Origin of the sequence: Bacteroides zoogleoformans, from assembly GCF_002998435.1 — a bacterium.
Classification (GTDB): Bacteria; Bacteroidota; Bacteroidia; order Bacteroidales; family Bacteroidaceae; genus Bacteroides; species Bacteroides zoogleoformans.
Window position 1 is genome coordinate 2,150,528 of sequence record NZ_CP027231.1, and the last position, 26,584, is coordinate 2,177,111.

Consider the following 26,584-nt stretch of genomic DNA (forward strand, 5'->3'; position numbering starts at 1 on the left):
AAATGGTTCAGATAGACGATGTGGTAGTCAGCCTTGATGTACTGCGTGAGAAGTTTCTTTGCAACTTGGACGCTTGCATGGGAGAATGTTGCATAGAGGGAGATGCCGGCGCACCGTTGGAATCGGAAGAGATGCGAAAGCTGGAAGAAGTCTTGCCGTTGATTTGGAATGATTTATCTCCTCAAGCGCGTGCTGTAATAGATGAGCAGGGTGTGGCCTATACGGATGAAGAAGGAGATTTGGTGACTTCCATTGTCAACGGCAAAGATTGCGTTTTTACCTGCTATGACGAGAAAGGCTGTTGCTATTGTGCCATCGAGAAGGCGTATCGAGAAGGGAAAACAGATTTCTATAAGCCGGTCTCCTGCCATTTGTATCCTATCAGAATAGGCGATTATGGACCTTACAGGGCGGTGAACTATCATCGTTGGGATGTGTGCAAAGCTGCTGTATTGTTGGGACAAAAAGAGAATCTTCCGGTATATAAGTTTCTGAAAGAGCCGTTGGTCCGCAAGTTCGGAGAAAGCTGGTATGCCGAATTGGAACAGGTGGTAGCCGAAATGAAGCAACAGAAAATGCTGTAATCCTTTATCTCAATAAAAAAACTCCGGTCGGCAGGATGTTCCTGCCCGTTCGGAGCTTCTTTGTTGTAAGATGTGAGGTAGGTTAATGAAAACACATGACTCAACAACTTTTGTCGTCAAGGTTTATGCGTCGATATTTGCATATGTTGCATTCTTCTCGATGAATTCTCGGCGAGGCCCTACTTCTTCACCCATCAGCATGGAGAAAATGTAGTCGGCTTCGGCGGCATTCTCAAGGTGCACTTGCTTCAGCATACGGTTTTCCGGATTCATGGTGGTTTCCCACAACTGTTCCGGATTCATCTCACCCAAACCTTTGTAGCGTTGGGTATGAACAGCATTCTCGGAACCTCCGCCATAAGTGTCGATAAATCTCTGGCGTTGTTGGTCGGTCCAGCAGTACTCTTTCACTTTTCCCTTAGTACAAAGATAAAGCGGCGGAGTGGCAATGTAAAGAATGCCTTGCTGGATGACTTGTGGGAAGTAGCGAAAGAAAAGTGTCATAATCAGTGTGTCGATGTGAGAACCATCGACGTCAGCATCGGTCATGATAATCACTTTCTTGTAGCGCAGTTTGTCTATATTGGCTTCCTTGCTGTCTTCGCCGTTCACGCCGAAACGGATGCCCAATGCCTGGATGATATTGTTTACTTCGTCGCTTTCGAAAGCCTTGTGCCACATAGCTTTTTCCACATTCAGGATTTTACCGCGCAGCGGCAAGATGGCTTGGAACGCACGATTGCGTCCTTGCTTGGCCGAGCCGCCTGCCGAATCACCCTCGACGAGGAACAATTCGCATTCTTCGGGGTCTTTGCTGGAACAGTCGGCCAGCTTGCCCGGCATGCCTCCACCCGACATGGGAGATTTGCGTTGTACCGATTCACGTGCTTTACGTGCGGCGATGCGTGCTGTTGCGGCAAGCAACACCTTGTCTACTATTATTTTGGCCTCTTTGGGGTGCTCTTCCAGATAGTAAGTCAAGGCTTCACCTACCGCTTGATTCACGGCGCCACTTACTTCACTGTTGCCAAGCTTCGTTTTGGTCTGTCCTTCAAATTGAGGTTCGGATACTTTTACGGAGATGACGGCAATCAGACCTTCGCGGAAGTCTTCGCCGGAAATCTCAACTTTGGCTTTTTCCAAGGCTTTGGCGCAGTTGTCGTCGGCGTATTTCTTCAGCACACGTGTCAGCGCAGCGCGGAATCCGCCTTCATGTGTACCTCCTTCACGCGTATTGATGTTGTTGACGTAGGAATGCAGATTCTCGCGATACCCAGTGTTATACATGATGGCACATTCGATAGGAACACCTGCCTTTTCGGTATTTAGGTAGATTACATCGTCGAAAAGTGGAGTATTGTTGCTGTTGAGGTAGCGCACAAACTCTTTGACACCTTCTTCGCTGTGGAATGTCTCTTTCAGCGGATTGTCTTCCTCATTTTTTTCTCGGAGGTCGGTCAGCGTGATGTGGATGCCTTTGTTTAGATAGGCCAATTCACGCAGGCGTGCTTGGAGGGTGGAATATTTATATTCAGTGACGGTGAAGATGCTACTGTCCGGCCAAAAGGTCTGTTTGGTTCCTGACAGGTTGGGGTCGCAAACATCTACTTCTTTGACGGAATAAAGAGGTTTTCCGCATTCGTATTCCTGCTGGTAAACTTTCCCGCTGCGGAATACCTGAGTGGTCATGTGCGTGGAAAGTGCGTTTACGCAAGATACGCCTACACCGTGCAGGCCGCCGGATACCTTATAGGAGCCTTTGTCGAACTTACCGCCCGCATGCAGCACGGTCATAACGACTTCCAAAGCAGACTTCTGTTCCTTTTCGTGCCAGTCTACCGGAATACCACGACCGTTATCTTGTACGGTGATGGAGTTGTCTTCATTGATGGTAACTTCGATGTGATCGCAGTAACCGGCCATGGCTTCGTCAATGGAATTGTCCACAACTTCGTAGACCAAATGGTGCAGGCCATTCTCGCTGATGTCTCCGATATACATGGCAGGGCGTTTTCGCACCGCTTCCAATCCTTCCAATACCTGAATGTTGCTTGCGGAATAATTGTTCTCACCAATTATCTTTTCTTCTTCAGTCATAATCTTTTTTCTTATTGTAATAACAGAGCAAATGTACTGAATTTTATTGAGATGTGGTGTTTCTCGCATGGATAAATTCAATTAGTTTACAGCTTTTTAGTACAGAACTGCCTCTGCAATAGGGGGAGGTTAAGGTGAATAAGGTGCAAATAAGAAAGGCCGAACTAAAAAGTTCAGCCTCTTATATATTGTGTACGACAATTGGATTATGACAACTTATTGATGTAAATTGCCAATTTAGACTTCAGATTGTTTGCTTTATTTTTGTGGATGATGTGGGTCTTTGCCAACTTATCCAACATTTTTGTAATACCGGGATACATCGCGATTGCTTCAGCTTTGTCCGTGGTATTGCGAAGTTTACGAACAGCATTTCTCATGGTTTTGCCATAATACCTGTTGTGAAGTCTTCTTGCTCTTTCTTGTCTGATTCTTTTCAGTGATGATTTGTGATTTGCCATCTCGACTAATCTTTTTTAATTCGTTTATTTTTTTATTTGTAGCCCGTGGGGGAATCGAACCCCCCTTTCAAGAATGAAAATCTTGCGTCCTAACCGATAGACGAACGGGCCATCCTTTGTTGAGCGTTTCCGCTCCTGCAAATGCTTTTATCGTTTGCGGATGCAAAGGTAGAAACTATTTTTGAATTGGCAAAATGTTCCTAGAAAAAAATAGCATGATTTTATTATTTTATCTCCATGTCCTGTTTTTACCCGTTGGAGGAATTCATTTAATGCATACTTAATTCTGCCGATAGGTTTATTGTTAGTGTAATTCACATTGTAGAAGGAGGGCAATGTGCTGATTTTGCCAATAATCCGAGTAAACAATCCGTCTTTTGTGTATGTCCTCACACGGTCCTGGGTTTTCTTGCGATCATAGAATCGGAGACGTGAGATGAGATTGAGCGCTATGGCTTCATGCTCCTGCAACTGATAGTGCCACGACGGAGACTGTGTTGCCTTGTTTGTTAAATGGATTCTGAGAGGATGGATATCTCAAGCCTTTTGACGGATTTTATATAGAAATTGTGCATACGCTGATTTGAACTTAATAATTTTGATGAATCACTAAGAATCAGCAGTATGCACAACTCTTACTCATAATTAACGGCTTGATTTAATTCCGTCGGCGAGTCTTTTCCTTACTTAATCAAGTCCTTTCCCGTCATCTCTTCAGGTTGCTTCATTCCCAAAATGTGCAGGATAGAAGGAGCTACATCGGCAAGGACACCATTTTCTACCTTTACATTTTTGTTTGCAGTGACGTAAACAAAAGGAACCGGATTCAAAGAATGGGCGGTGTTAGGCGTTCCATCTTCGTTCAAGGCATGGTCGGCATTACCATGGTCGGCAATGATGATTACCTCGTAATCGTTTGCTTTGGCGGCCTCCACCGTGTCTTTCACACATGAGTCAATAGCTTTCACCGCCTTCTCGATGGCTTCATAAACACCGGTATGTCCCACCATGTCGCCGTTGGCAAAGTTCACGACGATGAAGTCGAACTTCCGGGTACGGATGGCTTCCACCAATTTGTCTTTTACTTCGTAGGCACTCATTTCCGGCTTCAAGTCGTAGGTAGCCACTTTCGGTGAGGGAACCAGAATGCGCTCCTCACCATCGTACGGAGTTTCGCGGCCTCCGTTGAAGAAGAACGTGACATGAGCATATTTCTCTGTCTCGGCCATGTGGAGCTGTGTCTTGCCGTTGGCAGACAAGTATTCGCCCAACGTGTTCTGAACATTTTCCTTGTCAAAAAGGATGTGCACACCCTTAAAGCTTGCATCATACGGCGTCATGCAATAGAACTGCAAGCCCGGAATGGTGTTCATACCCTGTTCCGGCATATCTTGTTGCGTCAGCACGATGGTCAATTCTTTGGCGCGGTCGTTGCGGTAGTTGAAGAAGATAACCACATCGCCTTCCTTGATGGTGCCGTCGAAGCCGCCGTTCACAATCGGCTTGATGAATTCGTCCGTAACGCCTTCGTCGTACGACTCCTGCATGGCCTGAACCATATCCGTAGCCACCTTGCCTTCACCGTTTACCAACAAATCATAGGCAACCTTGACACGCTCCCAACGCTTGTCACGGTCCATTGCATAGAAACGCCCTACGATGGAGGCAATCTTGCCGGCCGACTTTCGGCAATGTGCAGTCAGTTGCTCGATGAAACCCTTACCGCTCTTCGGGTCGGTGTCGCGGCCATCCATGAAGCAATGGATGAAAGTGTTCTCAATGCCATATTCCTTAGAAATATCGCAGAGTTTGAACAAATGGTCGAAAGAGCTGTGTACACCGCCGGTAGAGGTCAGCCCCATGAAGTGGATGTTCTTTCCCTTCTCTTTTGCATAAGAAAAAGCCGAAACGATTTCCTTGTTTTTCAGGATGCTTCCATCGGCACAGGCACGGTTTATCTTCACCAAATCCTGATATACGATACGTCCGGCACCGATATTGAGATGGCCTACCTCGGAATTGCCCATCTGTCCGTCGGGCAAACCCACATTCTCGCCGCTTGCCTGAAGTTGCGAGTGCGGGTAATCGGCCAGCAGACTGTCCCAATAGGGAGTAGGCGTATTGAAAATCACATCGTCTTTGCCTTGATCGCCGATGCCCCAGCCATCAAGAATCATTAAAAGGGCTTTCTTGCTCATAATATCAATCGAATTTTAGTTGTACAATCTTTTTACATCATAAAAACAAAATAAAAATAAACTTTGCACAAAGATGTTCTTTTTGCGGATGCAAAGGTACAAAAAACAGGAGTTAAAATCTATGATTTCAAAAGAATTATATACTTTTGCCACGTGTTTATACCACTCATAAATCAATGAATAAACTCATAAACAGTCATTCATCATGAAAACACGTTCCCTGCTCCCATTGCTCTGCTTCGTTTCTGCAAGCATGTTTGCCCAAGTACAACCCGACACAGTTTCCATCGGGACAAAAGCCGACGGCACAGAGTTGCGTGCCATCGCCTACTCATTGCCGCAACGAGCCGAAACTTTCTCCATGAGCAAAGAGGGAGATTACCTCTGCATCAACTTCCGCGAAACGACCAAGAGCGGGAAGTATCTGCAAAACAAAGGGGAAATCGGTTTCTACGATTTAAACCGGCAAGAATTGTTGTGGAAAAGTCCCATCAACTACCTTTCCACCGCCACCAGATGCCTCTCGCAGGGTGTGCTCATCAACCGCAACGACAAGGTGTGGCTGCTGAACAAGGAAGACGGAACGAAACGATGGGAAACCAAACTACACCCCATCTACATAGACGATTCGCTGGGTCTGATGCTGGGCTACCAATCGGCCACCTCGAACAAGCTGTGCGCCATCGACCTGAATTCGGGCAACGAGCTGTGGCAGACAAGGATGCCCCACCAATACGGTTGGAGCCGGATAGAGGAGTTGGCCGACGGACGGCGGCTCATCGTGGCAGACGAACTGCACCGGCTGAATTTCCGGACAGGCGAGATGGAGACATTCCCCGGAAGCCCCGGCGCCTACGACACGAAAGCCGCCATATTGCAAGGATTGGCAGCAGTGGCTATGGGAACGATGGGTGCGGCGGTGAGCGGAGGAAACATGTACTACGCCTACGTTCCCGTAGCGAACAACACCATCACCTCGCTCTCATCGAACATCCTGCAACACGAAGGCTGGTATTATTGGGCCGACCGTGAGCAGATAGCCTGCATCGACTCGACCATGAACCTTGTCTGGAAGCGGGAGTTTCCGGACGTGAAAGCCGGGCGTTCCATCCTCTTCGTACAAGACGACAAGCTGTACATGCTAAGCTACGGGTACGGATTGCGTGCAAATGGCAGCCGAAAGAAGTACGGATGCCCTTTCATTGCCTGCTACGACCTGCAAGAGGGCACGGAACATTTCTTCAACAAGCTCAGCATGAAGAAAGACATCGTAGAAGATGCGCTGCACACCAAGGATGCGCTTTACATGCTTTTCGATGATGGCCTGGCTTATCAGGAGCTGACCGACTCTGTCGTGAACATCACCCCTTGGGATACCGACCGGAACGGACACCTCTACGCCATGCGACCCGACACCCTTTATGCCGCCAACAACGACTGCACCGCCTTCACGCCCTGTATTTCGACGGGCAATACTGCCCGGTATATAACGATAAGGGAACCCTTTACGAGATAGACAAAGAGCTGAACATCAGCCGCACTTACCACTTGTCAGAAGTGTACCCCATCCGCATCCGTCTTCGCGACTACCTCTGTATAGGATTCAACAACAAATACCATTTCATTCACCGGATAGGCATGCCTGTAGCCCGGATGCCGCTTTCGCTCCGCAAAGGCGAAGCAATCGGCAACAAGCTGCTGATGCTGACCCACGAAAACCGCCTGCTTTTCCTCGACATGAACGAGGCCGTCCGGTAAGGTGATATGAAGCGGCAGTGATGGATAGCCGCCCCACAAGACACGACGCATATCCGGAGAAAAGAAGCATAAAAAAGGCAGGAATCCAAGACCGGAATTCCTTTGAAAAATATTACCAAACAAAATCCTTTGAAAAAGCAATAAAAAAAGGAGAGACAAGATCAGTCCTATATCGAGAGGACCTAAGTAATATACTTAGGGTACCTAAGTCGTATACTTAGATACCCCCTGTCAGAAGGTGTTCTGACAGGGGTATTCCGGTCTTCGTTTTCTTTATCGGATATAAGCTTCAGGACAGTAAATAATAATTATACACAAGCATCTTTGCAAGCGATTCATGCAATTTCCTCTTGAAGGGCAGACGGAAAGAGAATTTATTATCCCCGCCCTGTATTGAAGCAGCCGCTTTCCTGCCCGAAAACCGCCTTGATTCTGTTTTCGGCCTTCCTGCCGGACAACGACAGAGCTTCTCCCCCGAAGAAGCCGTTTTGCAGGCTGACAGCACAAAAAACAGCGACTAAAGTGTACATTTTGAAATGATTTATGTACTTTTGTCACGCTTAAAAAATCTAAAAGAAGAGAATATGGACGATTCAAACCCACGAACGTGCAACAATATTAACCATTAAAACGAACGGAGACGTTGCCCGCAATGCCTCTGTTCCAAACCGAAAGGAGGCAAACAATGAGAAAGTATCTGTACAGCGAAAACGGCTTTGTGGAAAAAGCCGAGTGGCAACCCAACTGCTGGGTAAACGTGGAATGCCCAGACAATGACGATTTCCGGTTCCTCACCGAAGAACTGAAAGTTCCCGAATCTTTTCTGGAAGACATTGCCGACGTGGACGAACGCCCGCGCACGGAAAAAGAAGACAACTGGCTGCTGACCATCCTGCGCATTCCCATGCAGAGCAACCAGCGCGGCGTGCCGTTCATCACCGTTCCCATCGGCATCATCACCAACAACGACATCGTTGTCTCCGTATGCTACCACCACACGGAGCTGATACCGGACTTTATCCAACACACCCGACGCAAAGGCATCGTCGTGAACAACAAACTCGAACTGATTCTGCGCATCATCTACTCCTCGGCCGTATGGTTCCTGAAATACCTGAAGCAGATAAACAACGACGTGACCGCCGCCGAGAAAGAACTGGAAAAGAGCATCCGCAACGAAGACCTCCTGCAACTGATGAAGTTGCAAAAGACGCTGGTTTACTTCAACACCTCCATCCGCGGCAACGAAGTGATGATAGGCCGGCTGAGAAACATCTTTCAGGGAACCGGCTATCTGGACATGGAGCTGCTGGAAGACGTTATCATCGAACTGAAACAGGCCTACAACACCGTGAACATATACAGCGACATCCTTACGGGAACCATGGATGCTTTTGCCTCTATCATCTCCAACAACGTAAACTCCATCATGAAACGCATGACAAGCCTATCCATCACCCTGATGATACCCACCCTGATTGCCAGCTTCTACGGCATGAACGTGGATATACATATAGAGAAGTTTCCCCATGCTTTCGTGTTCATCGTCCTGTTGTCGGCCCTGTTGTCAACAGTGACGTTCGTATGGTTCAGGAAAATCAAGTGGTTTTAGCGCATCTCCGAAAGGAGGGGGATCCCTTAAAGAAAGTCGAGCGCCAATTGTCCGTCGCCCAGCAGATTGAACGTCATGCGGTGATAAGGAGTTGTGCCGTGGGATGCAATGGTGGCACGATGCTTCTTGGTGGGATAGCCTTTGTTGCTGTCCCACCCATATAGGGGGTACTTTTTGTGCAATCCGTTCATATAGTTGTCGCGATACGTCTTGGCCAGTACCGAAGCAGCGGCGATGGAGAGATACTTCCCGTCGCCTTTCACCACGGTGGTATGCGGCAAATCGCGGTACTTCTTGAAACGGTTTCCGTCAATGAGCAAATGTTGCGGGCGCACGGACAACCGGTCCAACGCACGGTGCATGGCCAAAAATGAGGCATTGAGGATATTTATCTTGTCTATCTCTTCGGGAGAGACAATGCCCACCGCCCATGCCACGGCTTCCCGTTCGATTACTTCACGCAGTACATGCCGCTGCTTTTCGGTCAGTTGCTTGGAGTCATTCAGCAACTCGTTCCTGAAATCTTTGGGCAGGATAACGGCGGCGGCATAAACCGCACCCGCCAGACAGCCGCGTCCGGCCTCATCGCAACCTGCCTCTACCAGATCTTCATTCAAATAAGGTAATAGCATAGTTCGTATATCGTTTTCTTTGAAAAGCTGATATTTTTAGACTGCAAAGTTAGTATTTTCCGCTTAAAAGCGTCAAAAGAAAAATAATTAATAACTTGAGGGCCACGGCTTTTTCATTTAAAACTACTTGTAGTTCCGGGGAAAAGCGTTATTTTCGCACATAACGATGCCGAAGCACCGTCTTCGGTGTTTCTTTTTAATCATGTAAAAGATTTTTTAATAGGCGGATTTCAAGAGCGACGTGATGTCTATTTTGTCTTCCACCTTGATTTTTGCAGCAGCAAAAATAGTCATTATTTATCTGATATACAAGTATTTGCATTTAATAATAGTAAAAAAGAAACACTTTGGCTGTCCGAGTGGCAGCACCATGAAACATCTGAGGGAGTTCGTAACTTCAGTACCTGAATACCGTAGAACCGGGAAAGGCAATTTCAAGCATAAACTTGAAGACATACTTATGCTTGTCATATTGGGCAGTCTCAGCAAGTGTATCCCCAGAGCCGAGATAATCGGGTTTGGCAAACGATATTTGAAACGCTTTCACTCAATGGGTATCCTGGTGGGCGGCTTGCCGTCAGAGGCCACGCTATGTCGTGTGTTCAAAAGCATAGATGATGAAGCGATGGCTTGTCGTATGTCCGCGTTCGTCGATTCCTTCCGCAAGGAACTCCCCAACAAGGAGGCTGAGATTATTTGTGTGGACGGTAAAGCCATGAGAGGCACCGTGCATGAAAACGGACGTAATCCGGATATAGTATCAGCCTATTCACTCAATTCCGGGATTACTCTCGCTACGGATGCATGCGAGAAGAAGAGCAACGAGATTAAATCGGTTCCCAGATTACTGGATAAAATAGAGATCTCCGGCTGCATCGTCACCGCTGATGCAATGTCTTTCCAGAAATCAATCATAGACAAGATCAGGGAAAAGGGAGGAGACTTTGTCATCGAGCTTAAAGCAAACCAAAAATCCCTGCGTTACGTACTTGGGGATTATGCACATAAATCAAAGTTTAAATGAAAAAGCCGTGCTTGAGGGCATCATCAAGCAAGTAGACCATTAGTTATTATGGACAGCAACTCCATTGCAAAGTACGGTTCCGTAGGTAAGTAGAGAACTAATTGGTACCCTTGAGTCCACATAGAAGATTATCTCAGTTCAATACCTTCGGGCTTGATGATGTTTTGTTAAACCCTCAAAGTTATATCATTTATGGTAAAAAAGCGAAAAAGAATAAAACAGGCAAAGGATTAAAGTTGGAAGTTGTTAACCCCAACGCCTGTGGGATTAATGTTTCATCCACAGAAATGCAAGTCTGTGTTCCCGAAGATCGTGATGGGGACAATAATCGTTGTTTCGGCACATTCACAGAAGATTTATATCTGATTGCCGACTGGTTAAAATCCTGTGGGATAGACACGGTGGCTATGAAATCCACAGTTGTTTACCGGGTTCAACTGTACATGATCTTGGAGGATTTCGGCTTTGACGTTTTGTTGGTTAATGCCAAAGCCATCAAAAACATCGGTGAGAAGAAAATGGATGAGGTGGATGCCGAGTGGATCATGCTCCTACATAGTTACGGTTTACTTAAAGCTAGTTTTCAACCGGATAATCAGGCACGTCGCATTCGCAATCTCTCCCATCACCGGGATAATCTGATGAAGTCGGATAGCCGGGAAGTCCTGCACATGCAAAAAGTAATGGAATTGATGAATATGAAACTAACGCATGTAATTAGTGATATACTGGGTAAATCCGGGCAGGCTATCATCCCGGCTATTATCAGTGGAGAGCGGGATGCCCGGATATTAGCCTCTCTGGCAGACCCACGATGTAAGTCTTCTAAAGAAACCATTGAAAAATCTCTCGTGGCCAATTGAGATCAGGATTTGTTGTTTATGCTTGGACAGAGCTTTGATCTTTATCACTACTTGCAAACTCAAATGAAAGATTGTGAGAAACAGATCGAGGCCATTTTGGAAGAATATACATCTTTTGAACAGTCGCAGCAAGAGGATGTCAGAGAATGCCCAAGATCAAAGAAAGTTAAAGCCAGAAAGAATATGATATCCATCGATATAGAAGATTATGCTTACAGGATTTGGGGAGTTAATTTGGCTCGTGTATACGGTATCAGTGATGCGGCACTCTTGAGGCTGGTAGGGGGAATTAGGGCATGACTTCACTGTAAAGTTTGCCACGTACAAAGAGGCCTGTTGCTGGGCAAATGTTACTCCGAATAATAAAATATCGGGAGGGAAATTGCTCTCCAGCAAAGTCCCCAAAAGGAAAAACCCTGTCGGGTTGATTTTGCGTTCATTTGCCAACTCCCTGAAAGCAAGCAAAATACCATTAGGATTTTACTTCCGCAAAATACAGGCCAAAAGTGGTTATATTCCGGCAATCATAGCCACAGCAAACAAGCTGGGAAGAATCATATATACCATGGTGAAAAACAAAGTTAAATTTGATGAATCCCTCATGCAAGTCAATGAAGAAGAAAGACTCCGCAGAAAGCTCATCAGAACACAGATGGAACTTGACAGGCTACAGAATCAAATCAACAAAAAAGTTCCTATGTTTAAAATCGGAAGTGACGGATAACAGAAGATAGCACTAAAAAAGCTATACCATTATAGTTAACTTTGTGTGTAACGAAACCAATATTAACTCATAACGATATAGCTTATGAAACGTGTACAAAGTAACACATTAGATTTTAGTGGACAAAATATTTATGTAGGAATTGATGTCCACTTGAAGAGTTGGTCGGTAGCAATCTTATCAGAACATTCTGTACTGAGGCGATTCAGACAAAATCCATAACCGGAAGTGTTGCATAAATATTTGGTAAGCAATTATCCGGGAGCCAATTACTTCTCGTTTTATGAAGCCGGTTTCTGTGGCTTCTGGATACACGGGAGATTGACGGATTTGGGTATCAACAACATCGTGGTTAATCCTGCCGATGTTCCGACCATGAGTAAAGAGAAGTTACGTAAGACCGATGCGGTGGATTGTAACAAGCTCGCTCGTGAGTAACGTTCCGGTTCGTTGGAAGGGATATATATTCCGGGGACTGACATCCTGGAAATGCGCTCTTTGATAAGACTGAGAAACCTGATAGTAAAAGACAGCACACGTGCCAAGAACCGTATCAAGTCTTTGCTTCGTTTTCATGGTGTGGAAATACCGTAAGAGTTTACCCGCTGTTCCATAGGCTGCTGGTCGAAACGTTTTCTGAACTGGCTGCACTCGCTTGAACTATCAACGGAGTATGGCAAGAAAACACTGGAACTTCATCTTGAACAGTTCATCCGTTTGAGGAAGATGCTCTTACAGGAAACACGTGCCATCCGTGAAATATCCCGGAAAGCTCCATTTGACAAACCGATACACCTGCTGACATCAGTTCCGGGTATAGGTATTACAACCGCTGCTACCCTGATGGTCGAGATTGACGATATTGTCCGTTTCAGCAATGCGGACCATTTAGCCTCTTTCATTGGCTTGGTTCCCATGTGTCACTCCAGTGGTGATAATGATAATGTAGGATATATCACACCCCGTCGCCACTTTATGCTCCGGTGTCTGTTGGTGGAAGTCGCCTGGATTGCCATCCGAAAAGATCCGGCGATGACGATGGCTTACACGGAATACAGAAAACGGATGAATCCTCAAAAGGCTATTGTAAAGATTGCCCGCCGGTTGGTAAACAGACTATATTATGAATTATCCAACTTTGTTTGGATTTTAAATGGAAAGCATCATGGGGGGATATAGAAGATAATCATAACTACTGAATATCATTTTATATTGTTATAAAGCAATATAAAATGATGTTAGATAAATACTTCGAAGTTTTACCGTTTTTCGTAACTTCAAGTGAAATTCGGTGTGTTCCGACACTTATCAAAAAATGGCGATGTACGAGTTTGCCATGAGTTCCTTAAAAGTCCTCCACCCATTGAGTGTGAATGAAATGGATGTCTTCGTCGTATCGGCCCCTAATAACGGTAGTTTTTGGGAAATCTTAGCATAAAGTGAGTTCATCTTTACTTTATACTTTGAAAAATAAATGTTTTTATCAAAAAACCGACCGATTTTTAGTAAAAAAGAATAGAAGTGAACTAATAAATTCACTTTAATAGGTATGTGCAATTCCTGAAATAGCCGTTTTTAGGTATTGAAAATATGCGTATAAGCCACTTTCTTTGCAAAAAATAATATTGTCAATGTATTTTTGTTTAATCTATAAAAATCTACATTTATGTGAAAACGAACAAAATTTATTTTACAGCATTTGTGTTGCTCTTATTAGTATGTTCTTGTACACAAGAAGCTGCGATTCAACAAGTTTCGAAAAGTGAGAGAGTCTCTGTTTCGCTTCTATCGAATGGTGGGAAAAGAACCCCAATATTCTGCCTGATGATAGTAAGGTTGCTCCTTGGGTAGCTGCAGACCTTGCCGGTGCTTTAGTGGGAGAAGTGACCGGAGCCATATCCTTTGGAAAATTAAATGGGAAATCCGTATTGGCAGGTGCCGTGAGTGGCTCTACCGGAGCTGTCGGTAAAGGAGCCAAGTTAATATCTAAAATCCTATGAAAACAGTCATAATATATTCATTTGTCATACTTCTGCTTGGTATAATAATTTATGTACCAGTATTATATTCTATATATACCACAGAATTTGCGATTACACTTTTTTTTACTATACTACTTGCTGACGTCATAGGACAATGGATAAGAAAAAGAAAAAAAGAACATGATTTTTCTCAGCATTGAAAGGCTTATGCTTTTCAATGCTGATTTTATCCCGAATCGGTCATTAGAAAATGAGTGTAACACTATTCCTAATGACCGATTTGGGTTTATGTTGACAGATAAAAAGATGAACTCATACAATATTATTCGCAGTTAAAATGGAATAAAATGAGTAATTGGCTTTCAACTTTCAGATGAGATAAGATGGAGGAGGAATGTCTTGCTGTGTCATCAACCGCTGATCACTCACCCCTAACCGCTCATCTCACCCTTTTCCACATCCTCTCCCACCGATAGCCGTCAAGAAGTCCCGTCCCCTCTTCTTTGGAGAACCAGACGAAAGCGGCTTTACCGATGATGTGGTCTTTGGGAACAAAGCCGAAAAGGCGGGAGTCTGAGAGGTTGATGGAGTTGTTGGCACTCATCCAATAGTAATCTTTGGTAAAATAGCAGTGCAATGCAGGCTTGCCATCCACGTAGAGGGTATCGTTCTTTATCTCGGCCTGCTTCTTCTCGTGCAGAAGCAAGGTGTTGCAAAGCAGAGCCATGTTCCACGGATAAACACGCACGGCCCGGTCTTTGCGGGGAACAATCAAGGGCTTCACTGCCTCGATGGAGTCATCCCTGCCCATAGGCTCTATCCAGCACTTTCCGTTCATGACCTGTTCCAGCAGGTAGTATTCGTAGCGGCTGAAGCTGCGTATGCTTTTCACCGAATCTTGCCCCAATAGCTTATCGGGGGCAATGGAAAGCAACTGGAGTAGCGAGTCTAATTGATGCTCTTTCCCTTTGGGGTAAGAGTAGAGGAATTTCTGGTCGGGGGCGTTCTTCTCGGAAGAAACTACGGAGAAGAGCGAATCTATCAGCAAGGTGTCGCCCGGCATACCGATGCAACGGCCGATGAATACCTGCCGCCGCTCTATGGGCATTGTGGAAGTGCCGGCCGGATTATTGAACACCACGATATCCTCTTTCTGTACGGGTCTTTCTGCCCAACGATGATAGCCCCACAAACCCATGAAAGGCAGGCGCAGGCCATAGCTCCATTTGTTCACAAGTATGCGTTCGCCGCGATAGAGCGAGTTCTCCATGCCCGAAGAGGGGATGAGGCAGGACGTGGCAACACAACCCCGGAGCAACACTACGGCGAGTATCACTCCGACGATTGTCAAGGCTGCCCTTCCTGCTTTCTTCATGGCCTTACTTCGGATACGGTTATTTGATGTTGTCTACCCACTTGAATATGCGGTTCCAGCGAATCTTGCCGTCGAGCCAACCACGGTCTTTATCGAGCGAGAGCCAAACCACGATAGGCTTGCCCACCACGTGGTCTTCGGGCACGAAGCCCCAGTAGCGCGAGTCGGCGGAGTTGTGGCGGTTGTCGCCCATCATCCAGTAGTAATCCATCTTAAAGGTATAGGTATCTGTCTTCCCGCCGTTGATGTAGATACCATCAGGCTTCAGTTCCAGCCGATTGCCTTCGTAGGCAGTGATGCAGCGCTCGTAGAGGGGCAGGTTGTCGGCGGTGAGGCGGACGGTGGCTCCATTGGCGGGAATCCATACCGGACCGTAGTCGTCGCGTGTCCAGCCGGTGTGGAGGTTCAACGGATACATCTGTCCGGAATATAAATCGGGCTCTTTCACGATGCGGCTGACCAGTTTTTTGTTCCCCGACAGCGTGTCATACATCTTCCGGGTGAGCGGCAGGTGATAGACCGGCGTCAGTCGGCCTTGCGCGTCGCGGCGGTCAAGCCCCATATCAAGCAATCCTTCCTCCCAATTGAGGTCGCTGCTCATCAGCATCCGGTCGTCCTTGCTGATGCCCAGTTCGATGAACATCTCTTCCGGAATGTAAGGGCCGGTGGTCTGCACAAAGTAGTTGAACTGCATCTCCTGCGGATTCACGGCGGGTGTCCCGTTGATATACACTTGTCCGTCTTTGATTTGCAGCGTGTCGCCCGGCAAGCCGATGCAACGTTTCACGTAGTTCTCGCGGCGGTCTACGGGACGCACCACGATGTCGCCGTACATCTGCGGATTGGAACGGATGAGGTTGCGTCCGGCGTTGTAGTACAACTCGTAAACGGTGCGTTGGCGGTCTCGCGTCAGGCTGTCCATATTTACTTTGTTGGGATAGATGCGCTTGCCCTCCTCATAGGCAAGGCTGTAAAAGTCGGTCTGCTGGAAGTTGGTTGCCACGGTGTCGCCGGCGGGGAAGTTGAACACCACGATGTCGTTGCGCTGCACCCGGCCGAATCCCGACACGCGTTTGTACTTCCATTGCGGCCATTCGATGTACGACTTGCAGTTCAGTATGGGCAGCGTATGCTGCGCCAACGGCATGGAGAGCGGTGTGTTGGGCACGCGCGGCCCATAGCTCATCTTGCTGACGTAGAGGAAATCGCCCACTAACAGCGACTTCTCTAACGAAGAAGAAGGTATCTGGTAGTTTTGAAACACATAAATATTTACGAAGTAGACGGCCACCAAGGCAAATACGATGGCATCTACCCAGCTCATCACGCTGCGCACAGCCGGATTCCTGACCTTCTTCCACCATCCCCACGATATCTTCTTGCTGATATAGACGTCGAAAATGAAAGGCAGTACAATCAGTCCCCACCAGCTTCTTACCCAGACGAGGAAGAGCAGATAGAGCAGGGCTGCGATAGCGAATTTAATCCATTGGGCACGTGTTGCTTTTCTCATTGTATATGGTTGTTTGATTGATGATGTCCGATGATTCTATTGATTTTTCAGGAAAGAGAACAAGTCGCTCATCCCGAGATAGCCGTGGTGTTCCGCCGTGTACTCGGCGGCAAGTACGGCGCCCAGCGCAAAGCCTTTGCGGTTTTTGGCATCGTGGGTGATAGTGATGCTGTCGGCCTCGGAGTCGTAGCGGATGGTGTGTATGCCCGGCACTTCGCCCTCGCGGATGGAGCTGACGGGCAGCTCGCGAGCGTCACATCGGCCGGTGCCCGAAACGGTTCCGTCCGGAGCACGGAAAGTTCCTTTCACCCATTTGTCCTTGCGGTCGAGGTTCTCGATGATGCCCTCGGCAAGGGTGATGGCCGTGCCGCTGGGGGCGTCCAGTTTATGGATGTGGTGCGTCTCGCTCATGGTCACGTCGTAGGCGGGGAAGCGGTTCATGATCTTTGCCAGATACTTGTTCACGGCCGAGAAGACGGCCACCCCCAAGCTGAAGTTGGACGACCAGAACAGTGTTTTGCCGCTCTCGGTGCAAAGGCGTTTCACCTCTTCGCCATGTTCGGCCATCCAGCCCGTGCTGCCCGAAACGAGCTTTACGCCCGCCCTGAAGGTCTTCATGTAGTTGGTGTATGCCACCATGGGGTTAGTGAATTCTATGGCGACATCGGCGCTCTTGAAAGCAGCCGAATCGAAGTCTTCCTGATTGTCCACATCGATGATGCAGACGATTTCGTGTCCGCGGTCGAGGGCAATCCGCTCAATCTCCCTGCCCATTTTTCCGTAACCGATTAGTGCGATTTTCATTCTTCTTATTTTATTATTCATTCAGTTTATCAGCGAAGTATAGGTCGCAAAGATAATCTTTTTCTTACATTTGCGCCCAACATTAACGTCTTGTTAACAATGGAACAATTACTGCACTACGTCTGGAAGCATAAAATCTTTCCTCTGTCTTCGCTTCGGACCACCTCCGGACTGCCGGTGGAAGTGATAGATGCCGGTTTGCCGAACACGAATGCAGGCCCTGACTTCTTCAATGCCAAACTGAAAATAGACGGTACGCTTTGGGTGGGCAACGTAGAGGTGCATACACAGGCTTCGGACTGGCTGCGCCACGGACACCAGCACGACAAGGCTTACGACACCGTCATCCTGCACGTGGTGGGCAAGTGCGACTGCGAGGTATGCCGGGCAAACGGCGAGCCGGTTCAGCAGCTTGTGCTTCCTTGCCCCGACATCGTCAGGCAGCGCTACGAGGAGCTGCGCCGCACCGAGTATTTTCCTCCCTGCCATTCCATACTGCCCGCCCTCCCCAAGCTCACCGTTCACGCTTGGCTGTCGGCCCTGCAAGTGGAGCGTCTTGAACAGAAGGCACACGCCATCTACCAAAGGTTGGAGCGTAACACCGGCCATTGGGAAGACGCCTTTTTCATCACCCTTGCCCGCAACTTCGGCTTCGGACTGAACGGCGACGCTTTCGAGTGTTGGGCAGGCAACCTTCCGTTTCGTGCCGTGGACAAGCATCGCGACAATCTTTTCCAAGTAGAGGCTTTTTTCTTCGGGCAGGCCGGCCTGTTGGAGGAAGTGCCTCCCGAAGCGGATGAGTATTACCTGAAACTCCGGGATGAGTTCCGTTATCTGCAACACAAGTTCGGACTGCCTGCGCCGATGGATGCCCACCGATGGCGCTTCCTGCGCCTGCGTCCCGGCAACTTCCCCCACGTCAGGCTGGCGCAGTTGGCCGGTTTGTATCACCGCGAACAGGGACTTTTTTCCCGTGTCATGGAGGCGGACAGCGCGGATGAGGTGAAGAGGCTTTTCACCTCCCCCACATCGGCTTATTGGGAGGAGCATTTCATCTTCGGCAGGCCGTCGCCCCGCCGAACGAAATCCGTGGGGGCGAATGCCCTGAAACTGATTCTGATAAACACCGTCGTCCCCTTTCTTTATGCCTACGGGCTGCACAAGGCCGACGATTCGCTGTGCGACCGTGCCACCCGTTTTCTCGAATCGCTAACGGCCGAGGATAACCGCATCATCCGGTTGTGGGCAGAGGCGGGATTGCCTGTTTCCACTGCAGCCGATTCGCAGGCCTTGCTCCAGCTTCGGAAGGAGTATTGCGACAGGAAAGAGTGCTTGCGGTGCAGGTTCGGCTACGAGTACCTGAAAAAGGCGTAAACGCCTTGCCGTAGAACGGTTCTTCACCCGTAACGACCGAAAGGAAGCAAGGGCTTTTTCCCGTCTTTTGAAGGCTTTCCGACAGACACTTGTGTTTGTCTTCCCAGACACTTGCGTTTGTCGTGTCAGACACAAGTGTTTATCACATCAGACACAAGTGCCTGTCAGCTTGAACACAAGTATCTGACAAACTAATCATAAACATCTTGATAGACAGACCGTTAAAACGCAGGCGGAAAGGAAGGTCGAATCATCGGCCGACATCTTCGCTTGCGGCACTTGGGGTGGGTATCTCTTTTTTTTCAATATAAAAACTGCAAGGTTCGTCGGTTTTGGTTATCTTTGCTCGCACGGAGCGAATGCCTGCGCGCCGAAAAGCAGAAAAGCTTTCGGGCAAGGCGGCAAAAGGAACAAAAGCATAGCATGGAACAAGAAGAATTTGACATACGCAACCAGCAACTGACGGGAAAGGAGCGCGATTTCGAGAACGCCCTGCGCCCCCTGAACTTCGAGGATTTCAGCGGGCAGGATAAGGTGGTGGACAACCTGCGCATCTTTGTAAAAGCAGCACGCCTTAGGGGCGAGGCTCTGGATCATGTGCTGCTGCACGGCCCTCCCGGACTGGGAAAGACCACACTGAGCAACATCATTGCCAACGAATTGGGCGTGGGCTTTAAGATTACCTCCGGCCCGGTGCTCGACAAACCGGGCGACCTTGCCGGCATACTGACTTCTTTAGAACCGAACGATGTCCTGTTCATCGACGAAATTCACCGCCTCTCTCCCGTGGTGGAGGAGTATCTATACTCTGCCATGGAGGATTACCGCATCGACATCATGATAGACAAAGGCCCGTCGGCACGTAGCATACAGATAGACCTGAACCCCTTTACGCTGGTGGGCGCCACTACTCGCAGCGGGTTGCTCACGGCTCCCCTGCGTGCGCGCTTCGGCATCAACCTGCATCTGGAGTATTACGACGACGACGTGCTGAGCGGCATCATCCGCCGTTCGGCAGGCATCCTCGATGTGCCCTGCTCCACAAAGGCGGCGGCGGAGATAGCTTCGCGCAGCCGGGGCACGCCGCGTATCGCCAATGCGTTGCTTCGCCGTGTGCGCGACTTTGCGCAGGTGAAGGGTTCAGGAAGCATCGACACGGAAATCGCACAATTCTCGTTGGAAGCGCTGAACATTGACAAATACGGGTTGGATGAGATTGACAACAAGATACTCTGCACCATTATCGACAAATTCAAAGGCGGGCCGGTAGGCCTTACCACCATTGCCACCGCCTTGGGCGAAGATGCCGGAACCATCGAAGAGGTGTACGAACCGTTCTTGATAAAAGAGGGATTTCTGAAGCGCACTCCACGCGGACGCGAAGTCACCGAACTGGCCTACAAGCACTTGGGCCGCAACCTTTATAACAGCCAGACAACGTTGTTTAGCGATTAGGGGTGGGAGAAGATAGCTTTATTATTCATCAAGTACGCTAAACACTAACTGACGTGAACGGATTGAAGTCTTTGGCAAAAGAAACTGCCATTTATGGGGCAAGCAGCATTATAGGCAGATTCTTGAACTACCTGCTGGTTCCCGTATATACCATAGCCCTGTCGGCACAGTCGGGAGGATATGGTGTGGTGACTAACATCTATGCCTGGGTGGCCTTGCTGCTGGTCGTCTTGACGTGCGGCATGGAGACGGGCTTCTTCCGCTTCGCCAATAAAGGAGAGGACGACCCCGCACGAGTCTACTCCACCACCCTGCTCAGCGTGGGCATCGGCTCGCTTACGTTCCTTGCGCTGGGGCTGTTGTTCCTCAACCCCATTGCCGCCCTGCTGGACTATGGAGAACACCCTTGGTATGTGGGCATGATGATGATTGTGGTGGCCATGGACGCCATCCAGAGCATCCCCTTCGCCTACCTGCGCTACAAGAAACGGCCGATAAAGTTTGCTTCGCTCAAACTCCTGTTCATCTTCCTGAACATAGCGATGAACCTTACCTACTACGTATGGATGGAAGGCACTGACGTGGGCTATGCTTTCCTCTTCAACCTGATATGCACCTCGGTGGTGATGCTCTGCCTCATACCCGAACTGCGCGGGTTTACCTACGTCATCGACAAGCAGTTGCTCCGTCGGATGCTGAACTACAGCCTCCCCCTGCTGGTGCTGGGCATTGCGGGCATACTGAATCAGGTGGCGGATAAAATCATCTTCCCCTTTATCTATCCGGACAAGGCAGAAGCCGTCGTGCAACTCGGCATCTACGGAGCCGCCAGCAAGATAGCGATGGTGATGGCCATGTTTACACAGGCTTTCCGCTTTGCCTACGAGCCATTTGTCTTCGGCAAGAGCCGCGAGAAGGGGAATAAAGAGATGTATGCCGCCGCCATGAAGTTCTTCATCATCTTCACCCTGCTGGCCTTTCTGGCCGTGATGTTCTATTTGGATATCCTCAAGTTCATCATCGGGCGCGACTATTGGGAGGGACTCCGCGTGGTGCCCATCGTCATGGCGGCGGAAATCTTCATGGGCATCTACTTCAACCTTTCCTTCTGGTACAAGCTGATTGACGAGACGCGCTGGGGCGCTTACTTCTCGCTGATAGGTTGCGCCATACTGATAACGATGAACGTACTGCTGATACCCCGTTACAGCTACATGGCCTGCGCTTGGGCAGGTTTCTGCAGCTATGGCACGGCCATGCTCCTGTCTTACCTTGTGGGGCAGAAGAAGTATCCCATCCGTTACGATTTGAAGTCGATAGGCTGCTACGTGTTGCTTGCCGCCGTGCTTTATGTGGCTGCGGAGTACGTCCCGATAGACAACCTCTACCTGCGCCTGACCTACCGCACCATCTTGCTGCTGGTCTTTATGGCCTACATCATCAAACGCGACATGCCGCTTCGCCAAATTCCGCTGTTAAACCGTTTGGTGAAGAGATAAATCATTTGTAAATAGTAAATTATATAGTAAACGTTATGAAACCAACTGACAGAAAAACATTTGCCGTAAAGAAATTCTTGAAAGAATATCTTGATTTGCGTAAAGACAAGGACAACGAACTTGCCACAGTAGAGTCCATTCGCAAAGGAGTGGAATTCAAAGGCGCCAACCTCTGGATTTTGATATTCGCCATCTTCATGGCGTCTCTGGGCTTGAATGTCAACTCAACCGCCGTGATTATCGGTGCCATGCTTATCTCTCCCTTGATGGGGCCTATCATGGGGGTGGGGCTCTCGGTAGGTCTGAACGATTTCGAACTGATGAAGCGCTCGTTCAAGAGTTTCCTGATAACAACCCTGTTCAGCGTCACCACCGCTACGGTCTTCTTTCTCATCAGTCCCGTGGCCGAAGGACAGTCGGAGCTGTTGGCCCGCACTTCGCCCACTATTTACGATGTATTCATCGCCTTGTTGGGCGGTCTGGCAGGCGTCACGGCACTGTCTACCAAAGAGAAAGGAAACGTAATTCCCGGTGTGGCCATCGCCACGGCTTTGATGCCGCCGCTTTGCACTGCGGGTTACGGACTGGCCACGGGAAATCTGATTTATTTCTTTGGAGCGTTCTACCTCTACTTCATCAATTCGGTCTTCATCAGTCTGGCCACCTTTTTGGGCGTGCGCGTGATGCACTTCCAGCGCAAGGAGTTCGTCGACAAGAACCGTGAGAAGAAAGTGCGCAAGTACATCGTGCTGATTGCCGTGCTCACCATGTGTCCGGCCGTTTATCTGACGGTAGGCATCGTTCAGGAGACCTTCTTCGAGGGGGCAGCCAATCGCTTCATCAACGAGCAGCTCTCTTTCGAGAACACACAGGTGCTGGATAGGAAAATTCAGCACGGCGGCAAGGGACGCGAAATACGCGTGGTGCTGATTGGGAAAGAAGTGCCCGAAGCCTCCATTGCCATTGCCCGCAGCAAGATGGCGGACTATAAGCTGGGCAACACCACGCTGACCGTACTTCAGGGCATGAACAACGACGCAGTGGATATCTCCTCCATCCGTGCCATGGTGATGGAAGATTTCTATAAAAACAGCGAAGAGCGCCTGATAGAGCAGAAGCAGCGCATTGTTTCTTTAGAGAATAGTCTGGAGCGATATAAAGCTTTCGACGAGATGGGGCAGACGATTATACCCGAACTGAAAGTGCTCTATCCCACAGTGAAAAGCGTTTCAATCTCTCATGCCATCGAGGCGGTGGTAGATTCGGCACGCACCGACACCGTGACGCTGGCTGTGCTGAGATTCGGCAAAAAGCCCGATGCACGCGAGAAAGAGAAAATCACCGAATGGCTCAAGGCACGTACCAAAGCCAAACGGTTGAGGCTGATTGCAGAATGACAACAAGGCATACGTTGAACCGAGGATGAAACAGAAAACAGCGATTATACTTGCCTGTTGCCTGTTCTGCCTGTTCTGCCCCAAGGCGCAGGCCGACGAAGGCATGTGGATGCCGGGACATCTGAACAAGCAGACGCGACGAGCCATGAAAGAACTCGGCCTGCAACTCTCCGCCGACCGGTTGTATAGCCCCAAACGCCCTTCACTGAAAGATGCGGTGGTAAGTTTCGGCGGATTTTGCTCGGGAGTCGTGGTGTCGGCAGACGGACTGGTGTTCACCAACCACCATTGCGGCTTCGGCAGCGTGCAGCAGCACTCGTCCGTAGAGCACGATTACTTGAAGAATGGCTTTGTGGCCCGTAGCCTCAGCGAAGAGTTGCCCACCCCCGAGCTCTACGTGCGCTTTCTGCTGAGGCAAGAAGACGTGACGAAGCGGGTGCTCTCAGCAGTAAGTCAGGCAATGAGCGAAACCGAGCGCACCGTGGCGGTAGACTCCGTCATGCTGTGCATCGGCGAGGAAGTGTCTCGCAAAGATTCCACCTTGACGGGCATTGTAGATGCCTATTACGGCGGCAATGAGTTCTGGTTGTCAATCTATCAAGACTATAATGACGTCCGTCTGGTGTTTGCCCCGCCCTCGTCGGTAGGCAAGTTCGGCTGGGATACGGATAACTGGGTATGGCCCAGGCACACGGGCGACTTCTGCGTATTCCGCATCTATGCCGGCAAAGACAACCGCCCGGCCGACTATTCGCCGGACAACGTGCCCTATCATCCTCCCTACGTGGCGCCCATCTCGCTCAATGGCTACCGCGAAGGCTCTTTCTGCATGACCATGGGCTATCCGGGCAGCACCGAACGCTACCTTTCCTCGTTCGGAATCGAAGAGATGATGAACACCGTCAACCAAGCGCGGATAGACGTGCGCGGCATTAAACAGGCCATCTGGAAACGCGAGATGGACCGCAGCGACACCATCCGCATAAAGTATGCGGCCAAGTACGACGAGAGTTCCAATTACTGGAAGAACAGCATCGGGGTGAACCGTGCTATCCAGAAACTCCGGGTGCTGGACAAAAAACGTATGTTGGAAAAAGAGCTGCGCGACTGGATACGACAAACACCCCACGAGAAGGAGAAGCTGCTGCACCTGCTCTCCGACTTGGAACTGAACTACAAGGCCCGCCGCGAAGCCACTCGCGCCATGGCCTATTTTGCCGAATCCTTCCTGAACGGTCCCGAACTGATGCAGCTGGCCTTGTCTATCCTCAATTTCGACTTCGAGGGAGAAGAGAAAAACGTAACGGCAAACATGAGGGCCATTGTCGAAAAGTATGCCCGTCTGGATTTGAACATCGACAAGGAAGTCTTTACGGCCCTGCTGAAAGAATACCGCTCGCAGGTGGACTCCATCTATCTGCCCGAAGTCTACCGCACCATTTCCGCCGAATACGGAGGCAATGAACAGGCCTACGTCGACACGCTCTATGCCCGCTCGCAGGTCACCACTCCGCGCGGCCTGCAACGTTTTCTGGAGCGAGACACCACCTATCAGTTCCTCGATGACCCCGCCATTGCCTTGAGCATCGACCTCCTCACGAAAGCCTTCGAGATGAACGCGCAGACGCAACAACCCTCTGAAGAGATTGTCCGCTGCGAGCGCCTGTTCAATGCCGCCGTGCGACGGATGTACGCCGCGCGTAACTTCTATCCCGACGCCAACGCCACCATGCGCCTCAGCTTCGGCACCGTGCGCGGCTATGCCCCGTCGGACGGGGTGAAATACGGCCACTATACCACCGTCGAAGGCATTCGGGAGAAAGTACGCGCGCATGCCGGCGACCCGGACTTCGCCGTACAGCCCGAAATCCTCTCCCTGCTCTCGTCCGCCGATTTCGGCCGTTATGCCGACAGGGACGGCGAAATGAAGGTATGCTTCATCTCCGACAACGACATCACCGGAGGCAATTCGGGCAGTGCCATGTTCAATGCCCGTGGCCAGCTCTTGGGCCTGGCCTTCGACGGCAACTGGGAGGCCATGAGCAGCGACCTCCTTTACGAGCCGAAGACGCAGCGCACCATCGGCGTGGACGTCCGCTACATCCTCTTCATCCTCGAAAAACTGGGCGCAAAACACGTGGTGGAGAGGCTGGGGATAATGTAAATACGTACTATATATAGAATATGTAGGATATTTAACGAGTATTTTATATCTTTGTTGCCGCTTATAAACTTATAGGATATCACAGAATGAGTCCACTCAACTTTACTCACATTTTGACACAAACAGTCGACGAGCTATCGGAAAGCGAGTCTTATAAAGGCCTGTTTCACCAGCATACAGACGGCAATCCACTGCCCTCGGCAAAAGTTCTGTGTGACATCATCGAATTAGCGCGAGCTATCATCTTCCCCGGATATTTCGGAAACTCCACGGTAAATAGCCGCACGGTAAAGTATCACATCGGCGTGAATGTAGAACGCCTGTTCGACCTCTTGTCCGAGCAGATACTCGCCGGACTGTGCTTCGGCGAAGAGTGTGAGTCGTGCTACTGCACGGAGATGCAGCGCGAAGAGGCCTCCCTGCTGGCAGCCAAGTTTATCAGCTGTTTGCCAGAGATGCGGCGCCTGCTCGCCACGGATGTGGAGGCCGCCTACAACGGTGACCCGGCAGCCCACTCGCCGGGCGAGGTCATCAGCTGCTACCCCGCCGTACGTGCCATCAGCAACTACCGCATTGCCCACCGGCTGCTCACGCAGGGTGTCCCCCTCATCCCGCGAATTCTCACCGAGATGGCGCATAGCGAGACAGGCATCGACATCCATCCGGGTGCTGAGATAGGCAGCCACTTCACCATAGACCACGGCACGGGCGTGGTCATCGGCGAGACGTGTGTGATAGGGAACCACGTCAAACTCTATCAGGGCGTCACGCTGGGGGCGAAGAGTTTTCCGTTGGACGCGGACGGAAAGCCCATCAAGGGCATCCCGCGGCACCCCATCTTGCAGGACAACGTCATCGTCTATTCCAACGCCACCATATTGGGACGCATCACCATCGGTCAAGGTGCCACCGTGGGCGGTAACATCTGGGTGACGGAAGACGTGCCCGCTGGCGCCAGAATCGTACAGACCAAAGCCCGCAAATGAGTGTCCCGCTAATGCGAGAGCATCCCGCGGGGATGCGGTACGGTGTCCCGTTTCCGGCCTGCCCGACAGACGCAAGTCCCTG

The 26,584-nt window shown here is 49.6% G+C and carries 21 protein-coding genes, 1 tRNA gene and 2 pseudogenes; 14 read left to right on the forward strand and 10 right to left on the reverse strand.

Translation table 11 applies throughout. The annotated features are described in order from the left end of the window. The first annotated feature begins 2 nt into the window (after window positions 1–2). Window positions 3–584 (forward strand): DUF3109 family protein, encoded by a 582-nt coding sequence (locus tag C4H11_RS08865; RefSeq protein ID WP_106041334.1) that lies wholly within the window; start codon window positions 3–5, stop codon window positions 582–584. Window positions 585–707: 123 nt separating this feature from the next. Here C4H11_RS08865 and gyrB read toward each other — a convergent pair whose 3' ends face one another. From gyrB to gpmI, 5 genes and pseudogenes are all read right to left on the reverse strand, one after another. Beyond that, window positions 708–2,681, reverse strand: coding sequence for a DNA topoisomerase (ATP-hydrolyzing) subunit B (gene gyrB, locus C4H11_RS08870; RefSeq protein ID WP_106041335.1), 1,974 nt, complete (start codon window positions 2,679–2,681; stop codon window positions 708–710). Window positions 2,682–2,887: 206 nt separating this feature from the next. Next, window positions 2,888–3,142, reverse strand: a complete 255-nt coding sequence (gene rpsT, locus C4H11_RS08875) for a 30S ribosomal protein S20 (RefSeq protein ID WP_106041336.1) — start codon at window positions 3,140–3,142, stop codon at window positions 2,888–2,890. A gap of 39 nt (window positions 3,143–3,181) precedes the next feature. Further along, window positions 3,182–3,253 (reverse strand) — tRNA-Glu (locus tag C4H11_RS08880). Between the two features lie 159 nt (window positions 3,254–3,412). Continuing rightward, window positions 3,413–3,535 (reverse strand): annotated as a pseudogene (locus C4H11_RS14440) (IS982 family transposase); the annotation flags it as partial. Window positions 3,536–3,825: 290 nt separating this feature from the next. Then, window positions 3,826–5,340: a 2,3-bisphosphoglycerate-independent phosphoglycerate mutase gene (gene gpmI, locus C4H11_RS08885; RefSeq protein ID WP_106041337.1), complete on the reverse strand. Its 1,515-nt coding sequence runs from the start codon at window positions 5,338–5,340 to the stop codon at window positions 3,826–3,828. A gap of 205 nt (window positions 5,341–5,545) precedes the next feature. Here gpmI and C4H11_RS08890 point away from each other — a divergent pair, with 205 nt between their 5' ends. Both C4H11_RS08890 and C4H11_RS14445 read left to right on the forward strand, forming a co-directional pair. Beyond that, window positions 5,546–6,856 (forward strand): outer membrane protein assembly factor BamB family protein, encoded by a 1,311-nt coding sequence (locus C4H11_RS08890; RefSeq protein WP_234819808.1) that lies wholly within the window; start codon window positions 5,546–5,548, stop codon window positions 6,854–6,856. A gap of 32 nt (window positions 6,857–6,888) precedes the next feature. Beyond that, a complete protein-coding gene (locus C4H11_RS14445) occupies window positions 6,889–7,098 on the forward strand; it encodes a hypothetical protein (RefSeq protein ID WP_234819809.1) in 210 nt (69 codons plus the stop codon). Window positions 7,099–7,475: 377 nt separating this feature from the next. Here the strand turns inward: C4H11_RS14445 and C4H11_RS14180 are convergent, their stop codons facing one another. Then, the gene (locus C4H11_RS14180; protein ID WP_164996523.1) at window positions 7,476–7,628 is read right to left on the reverse strand and encodes a hypothetical protein; all 153 of its coding nucleotides are present in this window, start codon (window positions 7,626–7,628) and stop codon (window positions 7,476–7,478) included. Window positions 7,629–7,783: 155 nt separating this feature from the next. Here C4H11_RS14180 and C4H11_RS08895 point away from each other — a divergent pair, with 155 nt between their 5' ends. Further along, complete coding sequence (locus C4H11_RS08895; protein WP_106041338.1) at window positions 7,784–8,710, forward strand: magnesium transporter CorA family protein; 927 nt, start codon at window positions 7,784–7,786, stop codon at window positions 8,708–8,710. Window positions 8,711–8,736: 26 nt separating this feature from the next. On the opposite strand, the gene C4H11_RS08900 is transcribed toward C4H11_RS08895, so the two are convergent. Next, a complete protein-coding gene (locus C4H11_RS08900; protein ID WP_106041339.1) occupies window positions 8,737–9,342 on the reverse strand; it encodes a ribonuclease HII in 606 nt (201 codons plus the stop codon). A 370-nt stretch (window positions 9,343–9,712) separates the two neighbouring features. Here C4H11_RS08900 and C4H11_RS08905 point away from each other — a divergent pair, with 370 nt between their 5' ends. From C4H11_RS08905 to C4H11_RS14710, 4 genes and pseudogenes are all read left to right on the forward strand, one after another. Beyond that, window positions 9,713–10,366 (forward strand): ISAs1 family transposase, encoded by a 654-nt coding sequence (locus tag C4H11_RS08905; RefSeq protein WP_129588295.1) that lies wholly within the window; start codon window positions 9,713–9,715, stop codon window positions 10,364–10,366. Window positions 10,367–10,467: 101 nt separating this feature from the next. Continuing rightward, window positions 10,468–11,229 carry an IS110 family transposase gene (locus C4H11_RS14315; RefSeq protein ID WP_205729962.1) on the forward strand — a complete coding sequence of 254 codons (762 nt, stop codon included), beginning with the start codon at window positions 10,468–10,470 and terminating at the stop codon, window positions 11,227–11,229. Between the two features lie 63 nt (window positions 11,230–11,292). After that, complete coding sequence (locus C4H11_RS14320; RefSeq protein ID WP_205729963.1) at window positions 11,293–11,529, forward strand: hypothetical protein; 237 nt, start codon at window positions 11,293–11,295, stop codon at window positions 11,527–11,529. Window positions 11,530–12,037: 508 nt separating this feature from the next. Then, window positions 12,038–13,132 (forward strand): annotated as a pseudogene (locus C4H11_RS14710) (IS110 family transposase). Between the two features lie 1,242 nt (window positions 13,133–14,374). Here the strand turns inward: C4H11_RS14710 and lepB are convergent. The 3 genes from lepB to dapB are packed head-to-tail and all read right to left on the reverse strand — an operon-like array spanning window position 14,375 to window position 17,627. Then, the gene (lepB, locus tag C4H11_RS08930) at window positions 14,375–15,310 is read right to left on the reverse strand and encodes a signal peptidase I (protein ID WP_106041341.1); all 936 of its coding nucleotides are present in this window, start codon (window positions 15,308–15,310) and stop codon (window positions 14,375–14,377) included. A 19-nt stretch (window positions 15,311–15,329) separates the two neighbouring features. Then, a complete protein-coding gene (locus C4H11_RS08935; protein WP_106041342.1) occupies window positions 15,330–16,823 on the reverse strand; it encodes a S26 family signal peptidase in 1,494 nt (497 codons plus the stop codon). A 36-nt stretch (window positions 16,824–16,859) separates the two neighbouring features. Further along, on the reverse strand, window positions 16,860–17,627 hold the full coding sequence (gene dapB / locus C4H11_RS08940) for a 4-hydroxy-tetrahydrodipicolinate reductase (RefSeq protein ID WP_106041343.1): 768 nt from the start codon (window positions 17,625–17,627) through the stop codon (window positions 16,860–16,862). Window positions 17,628–17,726: 99 nt separating this feature from the next. Between dapB and C4H11_RS08945 the strand changes: the two genes are divergently transcribed. The 6 genes from C4H11_RS08945 to C4H11_RS08970 all read left to right on the forward strand — a co-directional run bounded on the left by C4H11_RS08945 (window position 17,727) and on the right by C4H11_RS08970 (window position 26,502). Continuing rightward, complete coding sequence (locus C4H11_RS08945; protein WP_106041344.1) at window positions 17,727–19,001, forward strand: DUF2851 family protein; 1,275 nt, start codon at window positions 17,727–17,729, stop codon at window positions 18,999–19,001. Between the two features lie 423 nt (window positions 19,002–19,424). Next, window positions 19,425–20,456 (forward strand): Holliday junction branch migration DNA helicase RuvB, encoded by a 1,032-nt coding sequence (gene ruvB, locus C4H11_RS08950; protein ID WP_106043287.1) that lies wholly within the window; start codon window positions 19,425–19,427, stop codon window positions 20,454–20,456. 53 nt (window positions 20,457–20,509) lie between these two features. Then, on the forward strand, window positions 20,510–21,955 hold the full coding sequence (locus C4H11_RS08955; RefSeq protein ID WP_106041345.1) for a lipopolysaccharide biosynthesis protein: 1,446 nt from the start codon (window positions 20,510–20,512) through the stop codon (window positions 21,953–21,955). A 35-nt stretch (window positions 21,956–21,990) separates the two neighbouring features. After that, complete coding sequence (locus tag C4H11_RS08960; protein ID WP_106041346.1) at window positions 21,991–23,352, forward strand: TIGR00341 family protein; 1,362 nt, start codon at window positions 21,991–21,993, stop codon at window positions 23,350–23,352. 25 nt (window positions 23,353–23,377) lie between these two features. Then, entirely contained in the window at window positions 23,378–25,516 is a 2,139-nt protein-coding gene (locus tag C4H11_RS08965) for a S46 family peptidase (RefSeq protein ID WP_106041347.1), read from the forward strand. A gap of 86 nt (window positions 25,517–25,602) precedes the next feature. Continuing rightward, window positions 25,603–26,502, forward strand: a complete 900-nt coding sequence (locus C4H11_RS08970) for a serine O-acetyltransferase (RefSeq protein ID WP_106041348.1) — start codon at window positions 25,603–25,605, stop codon at window positions 26,500–26,502. The last annotated feature ends 82 nt before the right edge of the window (window positions 26,503–26,584 follow it).